Origin of the sequence: Streptomyces sp. NPDC001222, assembly GCF_042896945.1 — a bacterium.
GTDB classification, from domain to species: domain Bacteria; phylum Actinomycetota; class Actinomycetes; order Streptomycetales; family Streptomycetaceae; genus Streptomyces; species Streptomyces gibsoniae.
In genome coordinates, this window is record NZ_JBIAXT010000015.1 from 150815 (window position 1) to 173336 (window position 22522).

Below are 22522 nucleotides of genomic sequence, written 5' to 3' on the forward strand. Positions count from 1 at the left end.
CCAAGATCATCACGGGATGGCGGTCTGCCCGATCCTCGCCGTATGGCACTTCGATCACGTTCACGCACGGTTGTCCCCACCAGCGGTCCAGGCCGCGGCCCCGGCTCCGACGGCCGCACCCGCCACCGCCCGCACCCCGCGCGGGAAGGCCCGCGGCGGTATCACAGCACCCCCTCGGCCGACACACTGCGCCTGCGCGCGGAGGCCCTCTTCAGCCCGGCGCCGACGGACGGACGGACCGGGGGGAAGGGTCCGCCGAGGACGGCCCGGGAGAAACCGGCAGTCCGCGACGTGGCCTTCCCGGCGACCGGTGGCCTGGCCTTCCCAGCGGTTGACGCCTCTGCCGCCCCTGTGGTCCCTGCCGCCCCTGAGCGCCCGGCGACGGAGATGGCGTGGCGGGAGCGGTTCGGTCCCGCTCTGCGGGAGCGGATGCCGCTGTGGCTGCAGTCGAGGTGCGGTCTGGAGCGCCGGAGCGTGGCCGCGCTGGGGGTGTTGCTCGTGGTGTCCGTCGTCTTCGCCGCGCAGCACTTCTGGTCCGGCCGGACGCAGCAGGTGCGCGCACCGGAGGTGGTACGAGCGGCGCCGTACGGAACCCCGGACGCACGCGCGGCCAAGCGGCCCGCGGAGCTCGCGGCAACGCCCGGCCCCGGCCCCGCGGCCGGTACCGGGTCGGCGGGTGCGGTGATCGTCGTGGATGTCGCCGGCAAGGTGCGCAAGCCCGGACTGCTGAGGCTCCCGGCCGGGTCCCGGGTCGCGGACGCACTGCGGGCGGCGGGCGGGGTGCACCCGGGCACGGACACCGACGGCCTCAACCGCGCCCGGCTGCTGGTGGACGGCGAGCAGATCGTGGTGGGCGGCCCCGCACCCGCGCCGGGTCCGAGCCCGGCGGCCGCGACCACCGGCCGCTCGTCGGCCGGTGCGGCACCCGCCGGTCCGGTCTCGCTCGGGACGGCGACCGTGGACCAGCTCGACACGCTGCCCGGGGTGGGGCCCGTGCTGGCCCAGCACATCATCGACTACCGCTCCCAGCACGGCGGATTCCGCTCGGTCGACCAACTCCGCGAGGTCAACGGCATCGGCGAGCGCCGCTTCGCCGACCTACGGAATCTCGTCCGGCCATGAGCCCGCCGCAGAAGCTGCGCGACACGGCCCCCGGCGGGCTCGGGGACGCACATCCCCGCCAGGAGGGGCCGGTGGACCTTCGATTGGCGGGGCCCGCGGTGGGAGCCTGGGCGGCGGCCGCCTGGGCCCTGGGCGCCCCGGCCGGATCGGTCACCGTCGTGGTGGTCGTCGCCCTGGCCGTGGCCGGAGGGCTGCTGGCGGTGCGCAGGCGTGAGGCGGGGGGAGGCCGCCACCGCATCCGGGGCTCGTGGTCGACGGTGTCCGCGGCGGCGGCACTGCTGTGCGTCGCGGCCGCGGCGGCTTCCGCCGGGCTGCAGGCGGCGGATCTGCGGCGGGGGCCGATTCCCGCGCTGACGCGTCGGTACGCCGAGGTGACCGCGGACATCGAGGTCACCTCCGATCCACGACTCACCAGGCCCAGGATCACGGGGGACCACCCGACGCAGACCGCCGTGCTGCTCGACGGGGAGATCCGGCGGCTGACGAAGGCGGACGGAACGGTGGTGCTGACCCGGACGCCGGTGCTGATGGTCGTCGACCTGAACACCCGGGCGGCCCGGCGCGGTTCGGCGGATTCCGCCGGGGGAGCCGTGCGGTCCCCGTGGCTCGCTCTGCTGCCCTCCACACGGGTGCGGGTCACCGCCCCGCTGGCCCCCGCGCTGACCGGAGGCGACCGCGTCGCCGCCGTGGTGCGCCTACGCGACACACCGCCCCAGGTGGTCAACGGCCCGTCCCCGACGCAACGGTGGGCAGGACGGCTACGGGCCGGGCTGCGTACGGCGACCGACGGCCTTGCCCCGGACGCGCGGGCGTTGCTGCCCGCACTGGTCGTCGGAGACACCTCGCGGGTCGCGCCCGAGCTGGACGACGCCTTCCAGCGGACGGATCTCGTGCATCTGCTCGCGGTGAGCGGGGGCAACTTCACGATCCTGCTCGCCCTGATCGTCGGCCCGGCCGGGCTGGCGCAGCGCGTGGAGCGTCGGGGGCTCGCACCCCGGCTCGGCATCCCGCTCCGGGGAACGGCACTGCTCGGCGGAGTGCTCACGCTCGGGTTCGTGGTCGTGTGCCGGCCGGACCCGAGTGTGCTGCGGGCCGCGGCCTGCGGGGCGATCACGCTGCTCGCCCTCGCGACCGGGCGCCGTAGATCCCTGATCCCCGCGCTGGCCGCGGCGGTGCTGCTGCTGGTGCTCTGGGATCCCTGGCTCGCCCGGAGCTACGGCTTTCTGCTCTCCGTGCTGGCGACCGGTGCCCTGCTCACCGTCGCCCCGCGCTGGAGCGCGGCGTTGCAGCGGCGGCGTGTGCCGCCGCGACCGGCCGAGGCGCTGGCCGCCGCGGCCGCCGCGCAGGCACTGTGCGCGCCGGTCGTCGCGGTGCTGTCGGCGCGGGTGAGCCTGGTCGCGGTGCCGTGCAATCTGCTCGCGGAGTTCGCCGTGGCTCCGGCCACCGTGCTGGGGTTCGCCGTGCTGGCGGTGGCCCCGGTGTCGATGCCGGTCGCCAAGGGGCTCGCATGGTGCGCGAGTTGGCCCGCCCGATGGATCGCGGACATCGCACGCACCGGTGCCTCGCAGCCGGGCGGCTCGGTGGACTGGCCGGGCAGCTGGGCCGGAGCGGTGCTGCTGGCGGTGGTGACGGCGGCCGTCGTCCTCGTCGGTCGGCGGCTGCTGCGGCGTCCCTGGGCGGCCGGGGTCTGTGTCGTGGCGCTGCTGCTCGTGGTGGTTCGGCCGCCGCCGCTGACCCGGGTGATCACCGGGTGGCCGCCGGCGGGCTGGCGGTTCGCGATGTGTGACGTGGGGCAGGGAGACGCGACCGTGCTCGCGGCGGGCCGGGGCACGGCGGTGGTCGTGGACACCGGTCCCGATCCGGCGCTGGTCGACCGATGCCTGACCGCTCTCGGCGTCACCCGTATTCCTCTGCTCGTGCTGACCCACTTCCATGCCGACCATGTGGCTGGGCTGCCGGGGGTGCTGCGCGGCCGGTCGGTGGGGGCGATCGAGACGACCGGGTTCGAGGAGCCGCGGGAAGAGGCGGCGTTCGTCCGCGCCCGGGCGGCGGCCCGGCACATCCCGCTGACGCGGGCTCTGGCCGGGGAGCGGCGCCGCATCAACGCCCTCGACTGGCGGGTGCTGTGGCCTCCGGCGGACCCGGCCCCCGCGCCGGACGGTCCGAACGACGCGAGCGTCGTGCTGTCCGTACGGTCGGCGGGCCTGACCCTGCTCCTGCTCGGTGACCTCGAACCTCCCGCGCAGGAGGCCCTGTTGAGATCGCCCGAGGGTGCCGGACTGGGGCCGGTGGACGTGCTCAAGGTCGCGCATCACGGGTCGGCGTTCCAGGCCCCCGAGTTGATACGGAGGGTCGCGCCACGGCTCGCGCTGATCTCTTGCGGTAGGGACAACCCGTACGGTCATCCGTCGCCGAATACGGTCGCGGCCCTGCGGGGGGAGGGCGCGCTGGTGCTGCGGACGGACCGGGACGGCGCGATCGCGGTCGTCGGGGCGGCCGATGAGCTGAGGGCCGCGAGAGACTGAAGCCGTCATCAACCGCCGTTGTCCACCTCGGTGTCGTGCGGCCAGGCGCGGCGACTCGGTACCGGACGACCCGGTACCGGCTGTCTCCGAAGACGTCCTCACCCTCGCAGTCGTGATCGGGGTCCTGGTCGTCGTACCGGTCGGCGGGCAGTCCTCCTCGTGCGGACAGCCGTGACCGGCGCTGCCACCGTCCCGGAGGCACTTGCGTGGCTCACCCGGTTTGGTGACGGGAGCTCCCGGGATGCGGTCGGCGGCGTGGGCGGCGGTCGGAGGAGCGACCGCGCCGAACAGGCCGACGGCCAGGGCGGCGGTGACCGCCGCAAGGAAGACGCGCTTCGTGCGCGACGCCTCTCGTCGGGGAAGTCGTCCCTCTAACGGCACCAGTCGGGGGCGCCTTGAGACCGATCACCGTGGCGGACGAGGTCGTCGGAGCAGGCAGGGGGCCGACGGCCGCGAGAGACTGGGGCCATGGACTCCGCACAGGTTGACGCGTATGTCGACAGGATCGGCTCGGACCGTCCCGCATGGCCCACCATCGAGGTGCTGCGTGAGCTGCACCTCCGTCATCTGCTGACCGTCCCGTTCGAGAACCTGTCGATCCATCTCGGCGAGGAGATCGTGCTGGAGGAGAAGCGGCTGATCGACAAGATCGTCGGGGCCCGCCGGGGTGGCTTCTGCTACGAACTCAACGGCGCGTTCGCGGCGTTGCTGACGGCGCTCGGCTTCGACGTCACGCTGCTCGCGGGGCGGGTCCACGGGGAGAAGGGGCGGCTCGGGGTGCCGTACGACCACCTCGCTCTGCGGGTGCGGACGGTGGACGGGGGCGACTGGCTGGCCGACGTCGGCTTCGGGGCGCATAGCCACTTTCCGCTGGAGATCGCGGCGCGGGGCGAGCAGCGGGACCCGGGCGGTGTGTTCCGGGTCATCGAGGCCACGGTGGACGCGGCGGGGGTACGAGGGGGCGGGGGTTCGGCGGAGTCCTCGGACCTCGATGTGCTGCGGGACGGCACGCCGCAGTACCGGCTGGAGATGCGCCCGCGGGTGCTCGAAGACTTCGTGACCGGGGCCTGGTGGAACACCACCTCGCCGGCCTCGCACTTCGTGCGCTCGCTGGTCTGCTCACGGGTGACCGAGGACGGAGGAAGGATCACGCTCAGCGGCCGCCGTCTCACGGTGACCGCTCCGGGCGGGCGGAGGGAGGTGTCGGACCTGGCGAGCGACGGGGAGGCGCTGGAGGTGTACCGGGAGACGTTCGGGATCGTGCTGGACCGGGTGCCGACGGTGCGGCAGGTCCGCCGGAACGACTGACCGGGACCCGGGTTCACGGCGTCGGGACGGCACGACGACGGCGCGTTCCGTGTGCGGGAAGGTGCGGGTCCCCGGGGCGCACCCCGGAGTCGGCGGTGTCCTTTCGTAGCGGAAGATGTCCGCGTGAGCGATGTGAGACATGTGCTGGTGCTGCCCGACCGCGACGCGGCGGAAGAGGCGGCGGAGGCACTCCGGGAGCGGTTCGCCCTGGATGAGGAACCGCGGATCGTGCGGGACGCGCTGGCCGGTGAGGACGACGCCGAGGACGCGCAGTGGCTGGTGGTGCTGCGGGACGAGAACGAACGTCTCGACCCGGAGGCGCTGGACACGTTCGCGGCCGAGTGGGACGGCTGGCGGGAGGAGCCCTAGGGTCTGTCGGCAGACTCCCGCCTGCCCCGCGACGCCATGCACGCACTCTCGCCGCCCCGGGGGCCGGGTGGGGCGGGGGCGGGACCGCGATGTCAGTGGCGCGTGCGATGCTGTCCGTGATGGCCAAGAAGACCGCGAATGACGACCCTCTCGCCCCCGTCACCCTTGCCGTGGGCCAGGAGGACCTTCTGCTCGACCGTGCCGTGCAGGAGGTGGTGGCCGCCGCCCGGGCCGCCGACGCCGACACGGACGTGCGGGACCTGACCTCGGACCAGTTGCAGCCCGGCACGCTCGCAGAGTTGACGAGTCCGTCGCTCTTCGCCGAGCGCAAGGTCGTGGTCGTGCGCAATGCGCACGACCTGTCGGCCGACACGATCAAGGAGCTGAAGGGGTACTTCGGCTCGCCCGCCGAGGAGATCACCCTCGTGCTGCTGCACGCGGGCGGAGCCAAGGGCAAGGGCCTGCTCGACGCCGCCCGCAAGGCGGGGGCGCGCGAGGTGGCCTGCCCGAAGATGACGAAGCCGGCGGACCGGCTGGCGTTCGTGCGGGGGGAGTTCCGTGCGCAGGGCCGTTCGGCGACGCCGGAGGCGTGCCAGGCGCTGGTCGACTCGATCGGCAGCGATCTGCGGGAGCTGGCGTCCGCGGTGTCCCAGCTCGTCGCCGATGTCGAGGGCACGATCGACGAGGCGGTGGTCGGGCGGTACTACACGGGACGGGCCGAGGCGTCGAGTTTCACGGTCGCGGACCGGGCGGTCGAGGGACGTGCCGCGGAGGCGCTGGAGGCGCTGCGGTGGTCGCTGGCCACAGGGGTGGCGCCGGTGATGATCACGAGTGCGCTCGCGCAGGGCGTGCGGGCGATCGGCAAGCTGTCCTCGGCCCGTGGTGGGCGTCCGGCGGACCTCGCCCGGGAGCTGGGCATGCCGCCGTGGAAGATCGACCGAGTGCGGCAGCAGATGCGGGGATGGACGCCGGAGGGCGTGGCGGTCGCGCTGCGGGCGGTGGCCGAGGCCGACGCGGGCGTCAAGGGCGGCGGTGACGACCCGGAGTACGCCCTGGAGAAGGCGGTCGTCACGATCGCGAGGGCGGCCCGGTCCAGGGGCCGGGCGTAGCCCGAGGCCCGGGGCTCGACAGCGCGCCGGGCGAAGCCCGAGGCCCGAGGCCCGGGGCTCGACAGCGCGCCGGGCGAAGCCCGAGGGTTCGGCCGCGCGCCGGGCGTGGCCCGATGCCCCAGGTCCACCCGCCGCCCCCGTACGGTGGCGCACATGTTCGAAGGCCCCGCCGTCCGTCCTGGGGAAGGACGGGAGGCGGGGCCTTCGGTCAAGCTCGTGGGTCCGTACCCGCGTGGCGAACGCAGGCCGCGTACGGACCCGGGTGCCGGGTGGGAGCGGATGAGAGAGGGCCCGCTCGGTTCCCTCCGGCGTCAAATCAAGTGTCAGCCCTTGAGGGCACCGACCTTGGAGGCCAGCGCCGACTTCTTGTTGGCAGCCGCGTTCTTGTGGATGACGCCCTTCGAGACGGCCTTGTCGAGCTGACGCGCAGCGGCGCGCTGGAGCTCGTTGGCCTTCTCGACGTCACCCGCGGCGGCGGCCTCACGGGCCTTGCGGATCGCGGTGCGAAGCGAGGACTTGACGGCCTTGTTGCGCAGGCGCGCCTTCTCGTTCGTCTTGTTCCGCTTGATCTGGGACTTGATGTTCGCCACGAATGAGCCTTTACAGGTTCAGGCACGCGAGACGGACCGTCCCACGCGCCGGTGATTTCTTGAGACGTGCCTCGCGCTGAGAGGGCATGAGACACAGCCACCCAGGCTACCAGCCGCCTTCCGGCCCACCCAAACCGGTCTCGCCGAGCCCCGCCCCGGACGGCCCCCGCACACCGCAAAACGACAGCAAACCGGTCACAGTGCCCCCGAGAGCATCCCCGCGCCCGCCACCACGGCCGGTCCCGGCACGGCCCTCACCGGTCGCAGCCTCCCGCGCGTGGGACCATGGAAGCTACGTATAGATCCGACCCGAGACCGCAGACACTGCGGACGCCTCAAGAATCAGGACCCTGCGTGCCCGCGATCCCTAGCCATGTGCCCGAACCGAGCCGTACCGACCCGGCTCTGATCCGCAATTTCTGCATCATCGCGCACATCGACCACGGCAAGTCCACGCTCGCCGACCGGATGCTCCAGCTGACCGGCGTCGTCGAGCAGCGGCAGATGCGCGCTCAGTACCTCGACCGCATGGACATCGAGCGCGAGCGCGGCATCACGATCAAGTCCCAGGCGGTGCGTCTGCCGTGGGCCCCGACCCACGATCCGGGCAACACGCACATCCTGAACATGATCGACACCCCGGGGCACGTCGACTTCACGTACGAGGTCTCGCGGTCGCTCGCCGCCTGTGAGGGCACGGTCCTCCTCGTGGACGCCGCCCAGGGCATCGAGGCCCAGACCCTCGCGAACCTCTACCTCGCGATGGAGAACGACCTCACGATCATCCCCGTGCTCAACAAGATCGACCTGCCGGCCGCGCAGCCCGAGAAGTTCGCCGAGGAACTGGCCAACCTCATCGGGTGTGAGCCCGACGACGTCCTCAAGGTCTCCGCCAAGACCGGCCTCGGCGTCGAGGCGCTCCTCGACAGGGTCGTGGAGCGGATCCCGGCGCCGGTCGGCGTCGCGGACGCGCCCGCCCGCGCGATGATCTTCGACTCGGTCTACGACTCCTACCGCGGCGTGGTCACGTACGTCCGTGTCGTCGACGGCCGGCTCAACAAGCGTGAGCGCATCAAGATGATGTCCACCGGCGCGACCCACGAGCTGCTGGAGATCGGTGTCAGCTCGCCCGAGATGCTCCCGGCGGACGGGCTCGGCGTCGGCGAGGTGGGCTACCTCATCACCGGTGTGAAGGACGTCCGCCAGTCCAAGGTCGGTGACACGATCACCAGCCTGTCCAAGGGCGCCACGGAACCCCTCGGCGGCTACAAGGACCCGAAGCCGATGGTGTTCTCGGGTCTGTACCCGCTCGACGGCTCCGACTACCCGGACCTGCGCGAGGCCCTCGACAAGCTCCAGCTCAACGACGCCGCGCTCGTCTACGAGCCGGAGACCTCCGCCGCCCTCGGCTTCGGCTTCCGCGTCGGCTTCCTCGGCCTGCTCCACCTCGATGTGGTCCGCGAGCGGCTGGAGCGCGAGTTCGGGCTCGACCTGATCGCCACCGCGCCCAACGTGGTCTACCGCGTGATCATGGAGGACGGCGAAGAGCACGTCGTCACCAACCCGAGCGAGTTCCCCGAGGGCAAGCTCGCGGAGGTCTACGAGCCGGTCGTGCGGGCCACGATCCTCGCGCCCACCGAGTTCATCGGCGCGATCATGGAGCTGTGCCAGACCCGCCGCGGCACCCTGCTCGGCATGGACTACCTGTCCGAGGACCGCGTGGAGATCCGCTACACCCTCCCGCTCGCGGAGATCGTCTTCGACTTCTTCGACCAGCTGAAGTCCAAGACCCGCGGATACGCGTCGCTGGACTACGAGCCCACCGGCGAGCAGAACAGTTCCCTGGTCAAGGTGGACATCCTGCTGCACGGCGACAAGGTCGACGCCTTCTCGGCGATCACCCACAAGGACCAGGCGTACGCGTACGGCGTGCGGCTCGTCGCCAAGCTGAAGGAACTCATCCCGCGGCAGAACTTCGAGGTGCCGGTGCAGGCCGCCGTCGGCTCCCGGGTGATCGCCCGCGAGACCATCCGCGCCATCCGCAAGGACGTCCTCGCCAAGTGCTACGGCGGTGACATCTCCCGTAAGCGGAAGCTGCTGGAGAAGCAGAAGGAGGGCAAGAAGCGGATGAAGATGGTGGGTTCCGTGGAAGTTCCCCAGGAGGCCTTCATCGCGGTGCTCTCCAGCGACGACAGCGCAGGCTCCGCAAAGGGCAAAAAATAGACGCCCTCAGCGGTGCAAACCGGGTGGAACGAGGCCCGTCGTACGCGGTACGGCGGGCCTCCGCGTGTGTCTCCGGCGGCTCCTCGGGCGAACCGAGTGACCTGTGCCTCTTACAAACCGGCTGGTCGGGCTCTACCCTGATCCCTGCTCGAACGTTACTCGCGAGTTAAACAATCGCCCGCGAGCAGAAACAGCAGGAATGAGCCAGCCGCACCGACGCGGGCCCGGAGGATGTCGTGAGCCACACACAGACTTTGATCGAGAACCGTCCGCCCTCTGTCGCGGCCCTCTTCCTGGAGCGTGTGGCGGCCACACCGGACACCGAGGCCTATCGCTACCCCGTGCCGTCGGCCACCGGCCAGGGCCCCGACGACTGGAAGTCGCTGAGCTGGGGGCAGGCCGCCGAGCGGGTCCACGCGATCGCCGCCGGACTGATCGAGCTGGGTGTACGGCCCGAGGAGCGCGTCGCGCTCGCCTCCTCCACCCGTCTGGAGTGGATCCTCGCCGACCTCGGCATCATGTGCGCCGGTGCGGCCACGACCACCATCTATCCGCAGACCAACGCCGAGGAGTCGGCCTTCATCCTCTCCGACTCCGACAGCAAGGTCCTCGTCGCGGAGAACGCCGACCAGCTCGCCAAGGCCCTGGAGAAGCGCTCCGAGCTGCCCCAGCTCCACCATGTCGTCGTCATCGACCCGACGGGCGTCGAGTCCGGGGACTGGGTCCTCACCCTCGCCGAGCTGGAGACGCGTGGCGCGGCCTATCTGGCCAAGCACCCGGGGCTGATCAAGGAGCGGGTCGGTGCGATCACCAAGGACCAGCTCGCCACCCTCATCTACACCTCCGGCACCACCGGCCGGCCCAAGGGCGTGCGCCTGCCGCACGACAACTGGTCGTACATGGCCAAGGCGATCGCCGCGACCGGACTGCTCGGCGCCGACGACGTGCAGTACCTGTGGCTGCCGCTCGCCCACGTCTTCGGCAAGGTGCTCACCTCCGGGCAGCTCGAGATCGGGCACGTCACCGCGGTCGACGGCCGTGCCGACAAGATCATCGAGAACCTTCCGGTGGTGCAGCCGACCTACATGGCGGCCGTGCCCCGCATCTTCGAGAAGGTGTACAACGGCGTCGCGGCCAAGGCCCGCGCGGGCGGGCCGGCCAAGTACAAGATCTTCCAGTGGGCCGTCGGGGTCGCCCGCGAGTACGCCAAGGTCACCCAGGACAGCTTCCGGCGCACCGGCACCGCCTCCGTGCCCTTCGCCCTCGCCGCCAAGCACAAGGTCGCCGACACGCTCGTGTACGCCAAGATCCGCGAGGCGTTCGGCGGCCGGCTGCGGGCCTGTGTCTCCGGCTCCGCCGCCCTCGCGCCCGAGATCGGCTACTTCTTCGCCGGCGCCGGCATCCACATCCTGGAGGGCTACGGCCTCACCGAGTCCTCCGCGGCCTCGTTCGTGAACCCGGGCGAGGCGTACCGCACGGGCACGGTCGGCAAGCCGCTGCCCGGCACCGAGGTGCGCATCGCGGACGACGGCGAGATCCTGCTGCGCGGCCCCGGGATCATGGAGGGCTACCACGGGCTGCCCGACAAGACCGCCGAGGTGCTGGAGGCGGACGGCTGGTTCCACACCGGGGACATCGGTGAGCTGTCGCCCGACGGCTATCTGCGGATCACCGACCGCAAGAAGGACCTCATCAAGACCTCCGGCGGCAAGTACATCGCGCCCGCCGAGGTCGAGGGACAGTTCAAGGCGGTGTGCCCGTACGTCTCCAACATCCTGGTGCACGGCGCCGACCGGAACTTCTGCACCGCGCTGATCGCCCTGGACGAGCCCGCGATCCTCGACTGGGCGAAGGAGAACGGCCTGGGGGGCAGGTCCTACGCCGAGATCGTCGCCGCTCCCGCCACGGTCGAGATGGTCGACGGCTATGTCCGGGAGCTCAACGCCGGTCTCCAGCGCTGGCAGACCATCAAGAAGTTCCGGCTGCTGCCGCGGGACCTCGACGTGGAGCACGGTGAGATCACGCCGAGCCTGAAGCTGAAGCGTCCGGTGGTGGAGCGGGAGTACAAGCACCTCATCGACGAGATGTACGCGGGGACACGCGAGTCGTAGGGCCCCACTCCCGGACCCGGGCCCGTGGTGGGGTCGGGTCCGGGGTCCCGACGGGCATATTCCGCACGAGCAGAGGACGTAGATCCGTTGCTCGAATCCGACCGTCTTCGGGCACATCCGTAGCACGGTTCTCACCCATGACGGCCCACTTCGGTAACTCGGTGCTTATGAGCGGGTCCGGTCTGTCACTCTGTCCGCATCGCCGGAGGCGTATTCGTCGGAGTTCACCGGAACCGCTCGGGGAGCCGTCCATGGGGGCCATTCCCACGCAACGGGAGACCATCTCACGTGCCTCTGACATGCCCGTGCACGAGGGCGCGGCGCTGCACACGGTGGTCCGTACGACGTTGCCGGGCGGACCGCTCGCGCCGGGCGCCGCCCGCCGTTTCGTGCGCGCAGCCCTCTCCGCGTGGGCCGAGGCGGCCGAGCCCGACACCTTCACCGAGCGGCTGGCCGACGACGCCCTGGTCGTGGTCAGCGAACTGGTGACCAACGCGGTCGTGCACGCGGGCACCGACGTCGACATCGTCTGCCGCCTCCACGAGACGGACGACGAACCCCCCGGCCTCCTCGTCGAGGTCTCCGACCACCACCCCTCGCGCCCGGTACGGGACGAAGCTCCCGAACACACCTACGGCATACCCGAGTACGGCCGCGGGCTGCGCCTCGTCGGCGCGCTCGCCACCGCCTGGGGGATCACCTACCGCACCGCCACCAAGACCGTCTGGGCACAGCTGCCCCTCGACGGCGCCGCGGCCGACGAGGACGGCATCGAGGTCTACGCCGGTGAGGACGTCCTGGTGGGCGGGCTCGGCACGGCCGAGATCCTCGGGCCCGAACCCGCCGCCTACGCCGAGCCCGGACGCGGTGTGCCCGACCGGGAATGGCGGGGCCGCGGCGCGCTCTCCTTCCTCGCCGAGGCCTCCGACCTGCTCGCCGGACAGCTCGACGAGGACCTGGTCGCCGCGCTCACCGGGCAGCTCCTCGTGCCGCGGCTCGCCGACTGGTGCGCGGTGTGGCTGGAGGACGAGGCGACGGGCTGGCACGGGCCCGAGACGGCGGTCGCGACCGGGCCGCGCCTCGCCCGGGTCTGGCACGGCAGCGAGAACCGCATCGAGGAGCTGCGCCGGGTGCTGGAGAAGGACCCGCCGCGGCTGCCGGAGTCGGTGCGTTCCCGGGCGGTGCCCGTGCCCTGGCCCGGGGAGGCGCTCGGCCCGCGCGGCGCGACCGGGGCGGCGCTCGCCTACCGGCTGATCGCCGGCGGCCGGCCGCTCGGCACGCTGGTCATCGGCCGTACGGGACTGCTGCGCTTCCCCGACGAGGTCACCGGGCTCGTCGAGGACCTCAGCCGCCGGGTGGCGCTCGCCATCGGGGCGGCCCGGCAGTACGCGCGCCAGGCCACCATCAGCAGGGTGCTGCAGCGGGGCCTGCTGCCGGGGGCCGTCGCCGAGATCCCCGGGGTGAGCAGCGCGCTCGTGTACGAACCGTGCGACAAGGGCGGCGGCCCCAGCGGCGACTTCTACGACCTCTTCCCGGCCGGCCGCGGACGGTGGTGCTTCGCCCTCGGGGACGTCCAGGGCAAGGGCCCGGAGGCGGCGGTCGTGATCGGGCTGGCCCGCCCCTGGCTGCGGCTGCTGGCTCGCGAGGGATATGCGGTCCCCGACGTCCTGGACCGCCTCAACCAGCTCCTCCTCGACGACGCCACGGAGGCGGCGGACGCGGCGGCGCGGGCGCTGGTGGCGGCGGGCGCCCCCGTGCCGGTCGCCGACGGCGGCCCCCACGCGCGCTTCCTCTCCCTGCTCTACGGCGAGCTGGTCCCCTTCGACGGCGGGGTGCGGTGCACGCTCGCCTCCGCCGGGCATCCGCTGCCGCTGCTGCTGGGCCCGGACGGCGACGTACGGGTCGTGGCCCAGCCACAGACCCTCCTCGGGGTCGTCGAGGACGTCACCTATGTGTGCGAGACGTTCGAGCTGTACTCCGGCGACACGCTGCTGTGCGTCACGGACGGGGTGACCGAGCGGCGCAGCGGGTCCCGCCAGTTCGACGACGGGGACGGGCTCGCGGCGGCGCTGGCCGGCTGCGCCGGCCTGAGTGCCGAGCTGATCGCGGAGCGGATCCGGACCCTGGTGCACGAGTTCGGGGGGCAGCCCCCGGAGGACGACCTGGCACTGCTGGTGCTGCGCGCCGAGTGACGTGCCCCGAAACGGTCACGTCCCCGGTGCTGGACAATGGAGGACATGCCTTCCGCACTCCCCGACGGCGAGCCCGTCCCCCACGACGGCGCACTGCCCGCGCACGCCCTCGCCGGAGCCGCCGAGCGCCCCCTCGGGTTCTACCTGCATGTGCCGTACTGCGCGACGCGCTGCGGCTACTGCGACTTCAACACGTACACGGCTACGGAGCTGCGCGGCACGGGCGGGGTGCTGGCGTCCCGCGACAACTACGCGCAGACGCTGATCGAGGAGATCCGGCTGTCCCGCAAGGTGCTGGGCGACGACCCGCGCGAGGTCCGCACGGTCTTCGTCGGGGGCGGCACCCCGACCCTGCTGGACGCGGCGGACCTGGTACGGATGCTGGGGGCGATCCGCGAGGAGTTCGGGCTCGCGGCCGACGCCGAGGTCACGACGGAGGCGAACCCCGAGTCGGTCGACCCGGCGTATCTCGAGACCCTCCGGGAGGGCGGCTTCAACCGCATCTCCTTCGGCATGCAGAGCGCCCGCCCCCACGTACTGAAGATCCTGGACCGCACCCACACCCCGGGCCGCCCCGAGGCCTGTGTGGCCGAGGCGCGGGCGGCGGGCTTCGAGCACGTCAACCTCGACCTGATCTACGGCACCCCGGGCGAGAGCGACGACGACTGGCGGGCCTCCCTGGACGCGGCGCTGGGCGCGCGCCCCGACCACGTCTCGGCGTACGCGCTGATCGTCGAGGAGGGCACCCAGCTCGCCCGCCGCATCCGGCGGGGCGAGATACCGATGACGGACGACGACGTGCACGCGGACCGCTATCTGATCGCGGACGAGGTGCTCGGCTCGGCGGGCTACGACTGGTACGAGGTCTCCAACTGGGCCACCTCGGAGTCCGGCCGCTGTCTGCACAACGAGCTGTACTGGCGCGGCGCCGACTGGTGGGGCGCGGGCCCCGGCGCGCACAGCCATGTGGGCGGCGTGCGCTGGTGGAACGTGAAGCACCCGGGGGCGTACGCGGCGGCGCTCGCCGAGGGCCGCTCCCCGGGGGCCGGACGGGAACTCCTGTCGGAGGAGGACCGCCGGGTGGAGCGCATCCTGCTGGAACTGCGCCTGAGGGAGGGCGTCCCGCTGTCGCTGCTCCGGCAGGAGGGGCGCGCGGCCGCACGCCGGGCCCTGACGGACGGACTCCTGGAGAAGGGCCCGTACGACGAGGGCCGGGCGGTCCTCACCCTGAGGGGACGGCTGCTGGCGGACGCGGTGGTGCGGGACCTCGTGGACTGATCACTCCCGCGGGTGAGTCGGTGCGGAACGCCGCTTCGGTCCCTGACCTGATTCGTGGGCTGCCGCCGACAGGACGCGGCGGATGTGGAGGGCCACGGAGATGACCGCGGTGGACGAGCGTGGGATGACCAGGTACTTCGAGGAGCTTGAGCCTCCCGAGGGCGTCAGGGTCGAGAGCTTCTCCGGGGGGAAATCGTGATGATGGCCAGTCCCGACCTGGTGCACAACATGATTGTGGAAGACGTGTCGGACCAGATTCCGCGCAACCGGTGGGCTCGCCTCCAGACCCAGGATGTCGATGTCCTCGACGAAGCCAGTGAGCCCGTACCGGACCTGGTCCTGGAGCGTGACCTCATGCCCCGCTCCGGGCGCCTGCTGCCGTCGCCACTGATCACGATGGTCGTCGAGGTCGTCGCCGAAACCAGCGTCGCACGGGATCACGAGGTCAAGAGGTCGATCTACGCCGCAGGCAAGGTGCCCGCTCATCTCGTCGTCGACCCGGTCATGGCGCAGTGTGTCCTGCTCACGAACCCCGATGGCGAGGGCGAGAGAGCCGACTACCAAACGCAGCACGTGACGAAGTTCGGCGCCGGCCTGCCGCTGGCGATCCTGGGAATCGAGCTGGACACCGGCGAATTCGGGACGTTTCCCGGAGTCAGGCCCCACCGCTATCCGTGACGAAGTCGATCAGCTCCTCCACCCGCCCCAGCAACTCCGGCTCCAGGTCCTTGTAGGACCGCACCCGGGACAGGATCCCCTGCCAGGCCGCACCCGTGTTCTCCGGCCACCCCAGCGCCCGGCACACGCCCTTTTTCCAGTCCTGCCCGTGCGGAACCCGCGGCCACCCCGCGATCCCCACGGCCGCCGGCTTCACCGCCTCCCAGATGTCGATGTACGGATGGCCGACGACCAGCGCGTGCTCGCTGGTCACCGACTCGGCGATACGCCACTCCTTCGTACCCGGCACCAAGTGGTCCACGAGCACGCCCAGCCGCGCGTCCGGACCCGGCGCGAAGGACGACACGATCGACGGCAGGTCGTCCACGCCCTCGAGGTACTCCACCACCACGCCCTCGATGCGCAGATCGTCGCCCCACACCTTCTCGACCAGCTCGGCGTCGTGGCGGCCCTCCACATAGATACGGCCGGCGCGGGCCACCCTCGCGCGCGCTCCCCGGACGGCCAACGAGCCCGACGCCGTACGCGTGGGACGCACCGGCGCGCTCGACGGGCGCACCAGGGTCACCACCCGGCCCTCCAGCAGGAACCCCGGCGGCTCCAGCGGGAACACCCGGTGCTTGCCGAAGCGGTCCTCCAGGGTCACCGTGCCCGCCTCGCAGCGGATCACCGCGCCGCAGAAGCCGGTGCGCGGCTCCTCGACCACGAGACCGGGGTCCGCCGGGATCTCCGGCACGGGCTCGGGCTTCTTCCACGGCGGGGTCAGGTCCGGCGAGTACTGGCGCATTCGGATGACGATAGGAGAAGCCCCGCCGTGACGGATGGGGAAGCCCTCACGACACGCCGAAGCGGGACGCCAGTTCGTCGCGCTGCGCCCGGACGAACGCCGCGTCCACCACGGCACCGTGCCCCGGCACGTACACCGCGTCCGGGCCGCCCAGTCCGAGCAGCCGGTCCAGGGCCGCCGGCCAGTGCGCGGGAACCGCGTCCGGGCCCGCCTGCGGCTCGCCGGACTCCTCCACCAGGTCCCCGCAGAACACCACCTCACGCTCGCCGGGGACCAGAACCACCAGGTCGTGCGCCGTGTGGGCCGGGCCCGGATGCGCCAGCAGCACCTGCACCCCGCCCAGGTCCAGCGTCCGTTCACCCGACACCTGATGGCGCGGGCGCACCAGCACGTCCCCGGCCTCGGCCGCCTCAGCCGCGTCCAGGCCGTGCCGCACCGCGTCCGCGACCAGCACGTCGCGCTCACGGTCGAACACCGCGTCCGTGCCCACCGCCCCGAACACCTCCACGCCCGCGAACGCCGCCGACCCGAGGACATGATCGAAATGGGGGTGCGTCAGGGCGAGATGTGTCACACGCCGGTCCCCGCCGAGCGGCGCGAGCAGCCGCCGTGTCTCGGTGCGCAGCCGCGCGCCCTCACGGAGACTCGACCCGGCGTCGATCATGAGCGCTCCGCGCTCGCCGACCACCAGTCCCGCCGTGCAGTCCCATCCCGGCAGCCGTGTACGCCCTGCCCGGGCGCCGAGCGCCTCCCACCCGGACTCTTCCCACCTCACCGTCATGGGGTGACGCTATCCGCAGGCGCCCGGACAGGACAGGGCGGGACAGGTCGGTACACGTCGGCGCGGCACAGGCGCCCGCCCTTGCCGGGGGCGTACCCGACGGCCGTACACTTGGCCCGGGGATGCTGGCACTCACCCGCGCAGAGTGCCAGGGAAGCGCAGGGGAACGGATCGCTGGAGGTGTGCGCATGCTGAGTGAACGCAGGCTCGAAGTGCTGCGCGCGATCGTCCAGGACTATGTGGGCACCGAGGAGCCGGTGGGCTCCAAGGCGCTCACCGAGCGGCACAACCTCGGCGTCTCCCCGGCCACCGTCCGCAACGACATGGCCGCGCTGGAGGACGAGGGCTATATCGCCCAGCCGCACACCAGCGCCGGACGCATCCCCACGGACAAGGGCTACCGCCTCTTCGTCGACAAGCTCGCGGCCGTCAAGCCGATGACCCCGCCCGAGCGCCGCGCGATCCAGAACTTCCTGGAGGGCGCCGTCGACCTCGACGACGTCGTGGCGCGTACGGTACGTCTGCTCGCGCAGCTCACCCGGCAGGTCGCCGTCGTGCAGTACCCGTCGCTGACCCGCTCGACGGTGCGGCACGTGGAACTGCTGGCGATGGCGCCCGCGCGGGTGATGCTCGTGCTGATCACCGACACCGGCCGGGTCGAGCAGCGCATGATCGACTGCCCCGCGCCCTTTGGAGAAACGTCACTCGCGGATCTGCGGGCGCGGCTCAACAGCCATGTCGCCGGCCGCCGTTTCGCGGACGTCCCGCAGCTCGTGCAGGACCTGCCCGAGGCCTTCGAACCGGAGGACCGGGGCACGGTCACCACGGTGCTCTCCACCCTTCTGGAGACCCTCGTGGAGGAGACCGAGGAGCGGCTGATCATCGGCGGCACCGCCAATCTCACCCGCTTCGGGCATGACTTCCCTCTCACCATCCGCCCCGTGCTGGAGGCGCTCGAGGAGCAGGTCGTGCTCCTCAAGCTACTGGGTGAGGCGAAGGATCCGTCCATGCGGGTGCGTATCGGTCACGAGAACGCTCACGAGGGACTCAACTCCACGTCGGTCGTCTCCGTGGGCTACGGTTCGGGCGGCGAGGCAGTAGCGAAACTCGGCGTGGTCGGACCGACCCGCATGGATTACCCGGGAACGATGGGAGCGGTACGAGCGGTGGCACGGTACGTCGGACAGATCCTGGCGGAGTCGTAAGTGGCCACGGACTACTACGCCGTACTCGGCGTGCGCCGCGATGCGTCGCAGGAAGAGATCAAGAAGGCGTTCCGCCGGCTCGCCCGCGAGCTGCACCCGGACGTCAACCCTGATCCCAAGACGCAGGAGCGGTTCAAGGAGATCAACGCCGCGTACGAGGTGCTCTCGGACCCGCAGAAGAAGCAGGTCTACGACCTCGGTGGCGACCCCCTGTCCCAGGCGGGCGGCGCGGGCGCGGGCGGCTTCGGCGCGGGCGGCTTCGGGAACTTCTCGGACATCATGGACGCGTTCTTCGGCACGGCGTCGCAGCGCGGACCGCGCTCGCGCACCCGCCGGGGCCAGGACGCCATGATCCGGCTGGAGATCGAGCTCGACGAGGCGGCCTTCGGCACCACGAAGGACATCCAGGTCGACACGGCCGTGGTGTGCAACACCTGCAACGGCGAGGGCGCCGCGCCCGGCACCTCCGCGCAGACCTGTGACATGTGCCGCGGCCGCGGCGAGGTCTCCCAGGTCACGCGGTCCTTCCTGGGCCAGGTCATGACCTCCCGGCCCTGCCCGCAGTGCCAGGGCTTCGGCACGATCGTCCCGAACCCGTGCCCGGAGTGCGCGGGCGACGGACGGGTGCGCTCCCGCCGGACGCTCACCGTCAAGATCCCCGCGGGCGTCGACAACGGCACCCGGATCCAGCTCGCCGGCGAGGGCGAGGTCGGCCCCGGCGGCGGTCCGGCCGGCGATCTGTACGTCGAGATCCACGAGCTGCCGCATCCGATGTTCCAGCGCCGCGGCGACGACCTGCACTGCACGGTCACCCTCCCGATGACGGCGGCGGCCCTCGGCACCAAGGTGCCGCTGGAGACGCTGGACGGCATGGAGGAGGTCGACATCCGCCCGGGCACGCAGTCCGGCCAGTCGATCCCGCTGCACGGCCGGGGCGTCACGCATCTGCGCGGCGGCGGCCGGGGCGACCTGGTCGTGCATGTCGAGGTGCAGACGCCGTCGAAGCTGGACCCCGAGCAGGAGCGCCTGCTGAGGGAGCTGGCGCAGCTGCGCGGCGAGGAGCGGCCGCAGGGCCAGTTCCAGCCGGGACAGCAGGGCCTGTTCTCGCGCCTGAAGGACGCCTTCAACGGGCGCTGACCCTCCGTGGACACCACAGCGGCGCCGGTCCCCTCGAACCGGCGCCGTTGTGCTTCCCGGGGCTGCTGTCGGCTGCCGCTCCCGGCCCCGTTCCGGCCGCTCGTGAGCACCCTCCCACCGCCCTGACCCGCGGACCTTTCCCGGGGCATATGCCAGCGGAAGCCCGGATTCGGACTTGTTCGAAGGACGTGACAACATGCCGTCATGTCCTCCGTGCTGACCGATCTCCTCCGCCATCCGATCGTGCAGGCGCCCATGGCGGGCGGAGTCTCCGTGCCACAGCTCGCGGCCGCCGTGTCCGAGGCGGGCGGCCTCGGGTTCCTCGCCGCCGGTTACAAGACCGCCGACGGCATGTACCAGGAGATCAAGCAGCTCCGCGGGCTCACCGGCCGTCCCTTCGGCGTGAACGTGTTCGTCCCGCAGCCCGACCTGGCGGACCCCGCCGCCGTCGAGGTCTACGCCGAACAGCTCGCCGGCGAGGCCACCTGGTACAAGGCCGGACTGGGCGACCCCGACAGCGGCCGCGACGACGGCTACGACGCCAAGCTCGCCGTCCTGCTCGACGACCCGGTGCCGGCGGTCTCCTTCCACTTCGGCGTCCCCGCCCCCTCGGTGCTTCAGTCCCTGCGCCGCGCGGGCACCTTCACCCTGGTCGGCGCGACCACCGCCGAGGAGGCTCTGGCCGTGCAGGAGGCGGGCGCCGACGCGGTGATCGCACAGGGCGTCGAGGCCGGCGGCCACCAGTGCACCCATCGCGACAGCGCCGAGAACGACGGCTCCGGCATCGGGCTGCTCACCCTGGTCGCCCAGATCCGTGAGGCCGTACGCATCCCGATCGTCGCGGCCGGCGGCCTCATGCGCGGCAGCCAGATCGCCGCGGTGCTCGCGGCGGGCGCGAACGCGGCCCAGCTCGGCACCGCGTTCCTCGCCACCCCCGAGTCCGGCGCGCACCCCCTGCACAAGCAGGCGCTGACCGACCCCCTGTTCGTCCGTACGGAGCTGACGCGCGCGTTCTCCGGGCGCCCGGCCCGCGCCCTGGTCAACCGGTTCATGCGGGAGCACGGACCGTACGCGCCCGCTGCCTACCCCGAGATCAACCACCTCACCTCGCCGCTGCGCAAGGCGGCCGCCAAGGCCGACGACCCGCAGGGCATGTCGCTGTTCGCCGGCCAGGGCCACCGTCTGGCCCGTGACCTGCCCGCCGGACGCCTGGTGGAGGTCCTGGCGGCGGAACTCCGCGAGGCCGCGACAGCGTTGTCCACGGGCGGTGCCGGTCGATGACGGCGCCCGTGTTCGTCGTGGACCGGCTCGACGCCGTCGGTCCCGAGTTCGTGCTCGACGGCCCCGAGGGGCGGCACGCGGTCTCGGTGAAGCGGCTGCGGCCGGGGGAGGCCGTCGTCCTGACCGACGGCGCCGGACGCCGGGCGGAGTGCGAGGTCGTCGGCACCGAGGGCAAGGACCGGCTGGTCGTCCGGGTGACCTCGGTGTCCGAGGAGCCGCCGCAGACACCCCGGATCACCGTCGTCCAGGCCCTGCCCAAGGGCGACCGGGGCGAGCTGGCCGTGGAGACCATGACCGAGGTCGGCGTCGACGCGATCGTCCCCTGGCAGGCCTCCCGCTGCATCACCCAGTGGAAGGGCGACCGGGGACTGAAGGCTCTCGGCAAGTGGCGGGCCACCGCCCGCGAGGCGGGCAAGCAGTCCCGCCGGGTGCGCTTCCCCGAGGTCGCGGACGCGGCGACGACCAAGCAGGTTGCGGCACTTCTCGCCAAGGCCGACTTCGCGGCGGTCCTGCACGAGAGCGGCGAGGACCCCCTCGCGACCGTGGAACTCCCCACCGAGGGTGAGATCGTGCTGATCGTCGGGCCCGAAGGGGGCGTCGCCCCCGAGGAGTTGACCCTGTTCGAGGAGGCGGGCGCACGGGCCTTCCGGCTGGGCCGCACCGTGCTGCGCACCTCGACCGCCGGCACCGCGGCGGCCGCGCTGCTGCTCGGCCGCACCGGACGCTGGTCCTGACCTTCGGGGGTACACCATGGAACTCGCCCAGGTACGGCTGCTGGTCTCGGACTTCGCCGCCTGCTACCGGTTCTACGCCGACGTCCTCGGCCTCAAGCCCCAGTCGGGATCCGGGGAGGGGCCGTACGAGAAGTTCTCTCCCGCCGTCGGCTCGGCGGGCATCGCCCTGCAGGACCGGGAGATGATGGCCCGCGTCCTGGGCGAACTGGGCGACGCCGCGACGGGGCACCGCTCGCTCGTGGTGCTGCGCGTCGACGACCTGGACTCCTACTGCGAGAGCATCGTCTCCCGCGGTGCGACCCTGCTGCACGGTCCGGTCCCCATGACCGACCGTATGCGCGTCGCCCACCTCAAGGACCCCGAGGGCAACCTGGTCGAACTCCAGGAATGGCTTCTGCTGCGCGGCTGACGGCGCGTCGGGGGTGTGACGCGGGAGCGCTGGGTGGCCGTATGCGCTCTACCGCCGGCGGCGGGAGAGTGGCAGGCTGCCCTCCATGGGGGCATTGAGGCGGATTCGGTGGCGCCCGCGGGGACGGCGGGCCCTGGCGGCGACCGGACTCGTGGCGGTCGCCGTCGGCGGAGCCGTGGCGTGCCAGCCCGGTGACCTGAGCACCGTGGCGGCGGCGTACACCACCGACCAGACCGCGACCGAGGAACTCCAGCAGCACCATGTGAAGGTGCGCTGGCTCAGCTGCACGGGCGGCTACGGCACCGGCGCCTCCGCCACCCGCTCCGCGAGGACACCCGCACCGACCGAGACCACCGTCGTCAGCGTCGACTGCCAGGGCAAGACCGACGACGACAAGGACATCACCGTCAAGGGCAGGATCACCCGGGTCGTCGACGGCAGGTGCGTCCGCGGGGACCTGCGGGCCACCGTGGGCGGCAGGCAGTGGTTCCATGTGAGCGGCCTCGGCAACTGCGACGCCCCGCCGACCCCGACGTACCCCCCGCCCGGCACCTATCAGCCGAACCCCGGCCTGCCCGGACCCACCGTCACCGTGACGAGGACCATCTGGTGCCAGGGCGACCCCACCTGCTGGCCCGTCCAGGGCAAATGATCCGCACGACCCCTCACGACGAACCGGGCGG

At 72.2% G+C, this 22522-nt stretch carries 18 protein-coding genes and 1 pseudogene; 16 read left to right on the forward strand and 3 right to left on the reverse strand.

The genetic code is table 11. The features are described 5' to 3' along the window. The first annotated feature begins 42 nt into the window (after positions 1 to 42). From ACFY2Z_RS21620 to holA, 5 genes are all read left to right on the forward strand, one after another. Positions 43 to 1122: a helix-hairpin-helix domain-containing protein gene (locus ACFY2Z_RS21620; RefSeq protein WP_390745720.1), complete on the forward strand. Its 1080-nt coding sequence runs from the start codon at positions 43 to 45 to the stop codon at positions 1120 to 1122. Next, positions 1119 to 3647 (forward strand): ComEC/Rec2 family competence protein, encoded by a 2529-nt coding sequence (locus ACFY2Z_RS21625; RefSeq protein ID WP_390745721.1) that lies wholly within the window; start codon positions 1119 to 1121, stop codon positions 3645 to 3647. Before ACFY2Z_RS21620 ends, ACFY2Z_RS21625 begins: the two co-directional genes overlap by 4 nt. A gap of 468 nt (positions 3648 to 4115) precedes the next feature. Then, a complete protein-coding gene (locus ACFY2Z_RS21630) occupies positions 4116 to 4955 on the forward strand; it encodes an arylamine N-acetyltransferase (RefSeq protein ID WP_390745722.1) in 840 nt (279 codons plus the stop codon). Positions 4956 to 5078: 123 nt separating this feature from the next. Beyond that, positions 5079 to 5324, forward strand: a complete 246-nt coding sequence (locus tag ACFY2Z_RS21635; RefSeq protein ID WP_390745723.1) for a hypothetical protein — start codon at positions 5079 to 5081, stop codon at positions 5322 to 5324. Between the two features lie 119 nt (positions 5325 to 5443). Beyond that, positions 5444 to 6433 (forward strand): DNA polymerase III subunit delta, encoded by a 990-nt coding sequence (gene holA, locus ACFY2Z_RS21640; RefSeq protein WP_390745724.1) that lies wholly within the window; start codon positions 5444 to 5446, stop codon positions 6431 to 6433. Between the two features lie 323 nt (positions 6434 to 6756). Here holA and rpsT read toward each other — a convergent pair whose 3' ends face one another. After that, the gene (gene rpsT / locus ACFY2Z_RS21645; RefSeq protein WP_311698394.1) at positions 6757 to 7023 is read right to left on the reverse strand and encodes a 30S ribosomal protein S20; all 267 of its coding nucleotides are present in this window, start codon (positions 7021 to 7023) and stop codon (positions 6757 to 6759) included. Between the two features lie 354 nt (positions 7024 to 7377). On the opposite strand from rpsT, the gene lepA reads away from it, so the two are divergent. The 5 genes and pseudogenes from lepA (at position 7378) to ACFY2Z_RS21670 (ending at position 15505) form a co-directional block, all read left to right on the forward strand. Continuing rightward, positions 7378 to 9246 (forward strand): translation elongation factor 4, encoded by a 1869-nt coding sequence (gene lepA, locus ACFY2Z_RS21650; RefSeq protein WP_390745725.1) that lies wholly within the window; start codon positions 7378 to 7380, stop codon positions 9244 to 9246. A 236-nt stretch (positions 9247 to 9482) separates the two neighbouring features. Continuing rightward, on the forward strand, positions 9483 to 11357 hold the full coding sequence (locus ACFY2Z_RS21655; protein WP_390745726.1) for an AMP-dependent synthetase/ligase: 1875 nt from the start codon (positions 9483 to 9485) through the stop codon (positions 11355 to 11357). 251 nt (positions 11358 to 11608) lie between these two features. Further along, the gene (locus ACFY2Z_RS21660; protein WP_390745727.1) at positions 11609 to 13549 is read left to right on the forward strand and encodes a SpoIIE family protein phosphatase; all 1941 of its coding nucleotides are present in this window, start codon (positions 11609 to 11611) and stop codon (positions 13547 to 13549) included. 45 nt (positions 13550 to 13594) lie between these two features. Beyond that, entirely contained in the window at positions 13595 to 14827 is a 1233-nt protein-coding gene (hemW, locus tag ACFY2Z_RS21665; RefSeq protein WP_390745728.1) for a radical SAM family heme chaperone HemW, read from the forward strand. Between the two features lie 82 nt (positions 14828 to 14909). After that, a pseudogene (locus ACFY2Z_RS21670) lies at positions 14910 to 15505 on the forward strand (Uma2 family endonuclease). On the opposite strand, the gene ACFY2Z_RS21675 reads toward ACFY2Z_RS21670, so the two are convergent. Next, positions 15483 to 16292 carry a DUF3097 domain-containing protein gene (locus ACFY2Z_RS21675; RefSeq protein ID WP_390745729.1) on the reverse strand — a complete coding sequence of 270 codons (810 nt, stop codon included), beginning with the start codon at positions 16290 to 16292 and terminating at the stop codon, positions 15483 to 15485. The pseudogene ACFY2Z_RS21670 and the gene ACFY2Z_RS21675 sit on opposite strands and share 23 nt — an antisense overlap. A 46-nt stretch (positions 16293 to 16338) precedes the next feature. Then, positions 16339 to 17073, reverse strand: a complete 735-nt coding sequence (locus ACFY2Z_RS21680) for an MBL fold metallo-hydrolase (RefSeq protein WP_390745730.1) — start codon at positions 17071 to 17073, stop codon at positions 16339 to 16341. Positions 17074 to 17261: 188 nt separating this feature from the next. Here ACFY2Z_RS21680 and hrcA point away from each other — a divergent pair, with 188 nt between their 5' ends. The 6 genes from hrcA (at position 17262) to ACFY2Z_RS21710 (ending at position 22491) form a co-directional block, all read left to right on the forward strand. Further along, a complete protein-coding gene (hrcA, locus tag ACFY2Z_RS21685) occupies positions 17262 to 18278 on the forward strand; it encodes a heat-inducible transcriptional repressor HrcA (RefSeq protein WP_390745731.1) in 1017 nt (338 codons plus the stop codon). Then, entirely contained in the window at positions 18279 to 19415 is a 1137-nt protein-coding gene (gene dnaJ / locus ACFY2Z_RS21690) for a molecular chaperone DnaJ (protein ID WP_390745732.1), read from the forward strand. 204 nt (positions 19416 to 19619) lie between these two features. Continuing rightward, positions 19620 to 20696 (forward strand): nitronate monooxygenase, encoded by a 1077-nt coding sequence (locus tag ACFY2Z_RS21695; protein ID WP_390745733.1) that lies wholly within the window; start codon positions 19620 to 19622, stop codon positions 20694 to 20696. Beyond that, positions 20693 to 21430 (forward strand): 16S rRNA (uracil(1498)-N(3))-methyltransferase, encoded by a 738-nt coding sequence (locus ACFY2Z_RS21700; protein WP_390745734.1) that lies wholly within the window; start codon positions 20693 to 20695, stop codon positions 21428 to 21430. Before ACFY2Z_RS21695 ends, ACFY2Z_RS21700 begins: the two co-directional genes overlap by 4 nt. A 16-nt stretch (positions 21431 to 21446) precedes the next feature. Beyond that, complete coding sequence (locus tag ACFY2Z_RS21705) at positions 21447 to 21839, forward strand: VOC family protein (RefSeq protein ID WP_390745735.1); 393 nt, start codon at positions 21447 to 21449, stop codon at positions 21837 to 21839. 85 nt (positions 21840 to 21924) lie between these two features. After that, entirely contained in the window at positions 21925 to 22491 is a 567-nt protein-coding gene (locus tag ACFY2Z_RS21710) for a hypothetical protein (protein WP_390745736.1), read from the forward strand. Positions 22492 to 22522 lie beyond the last annotated feature (31 nt).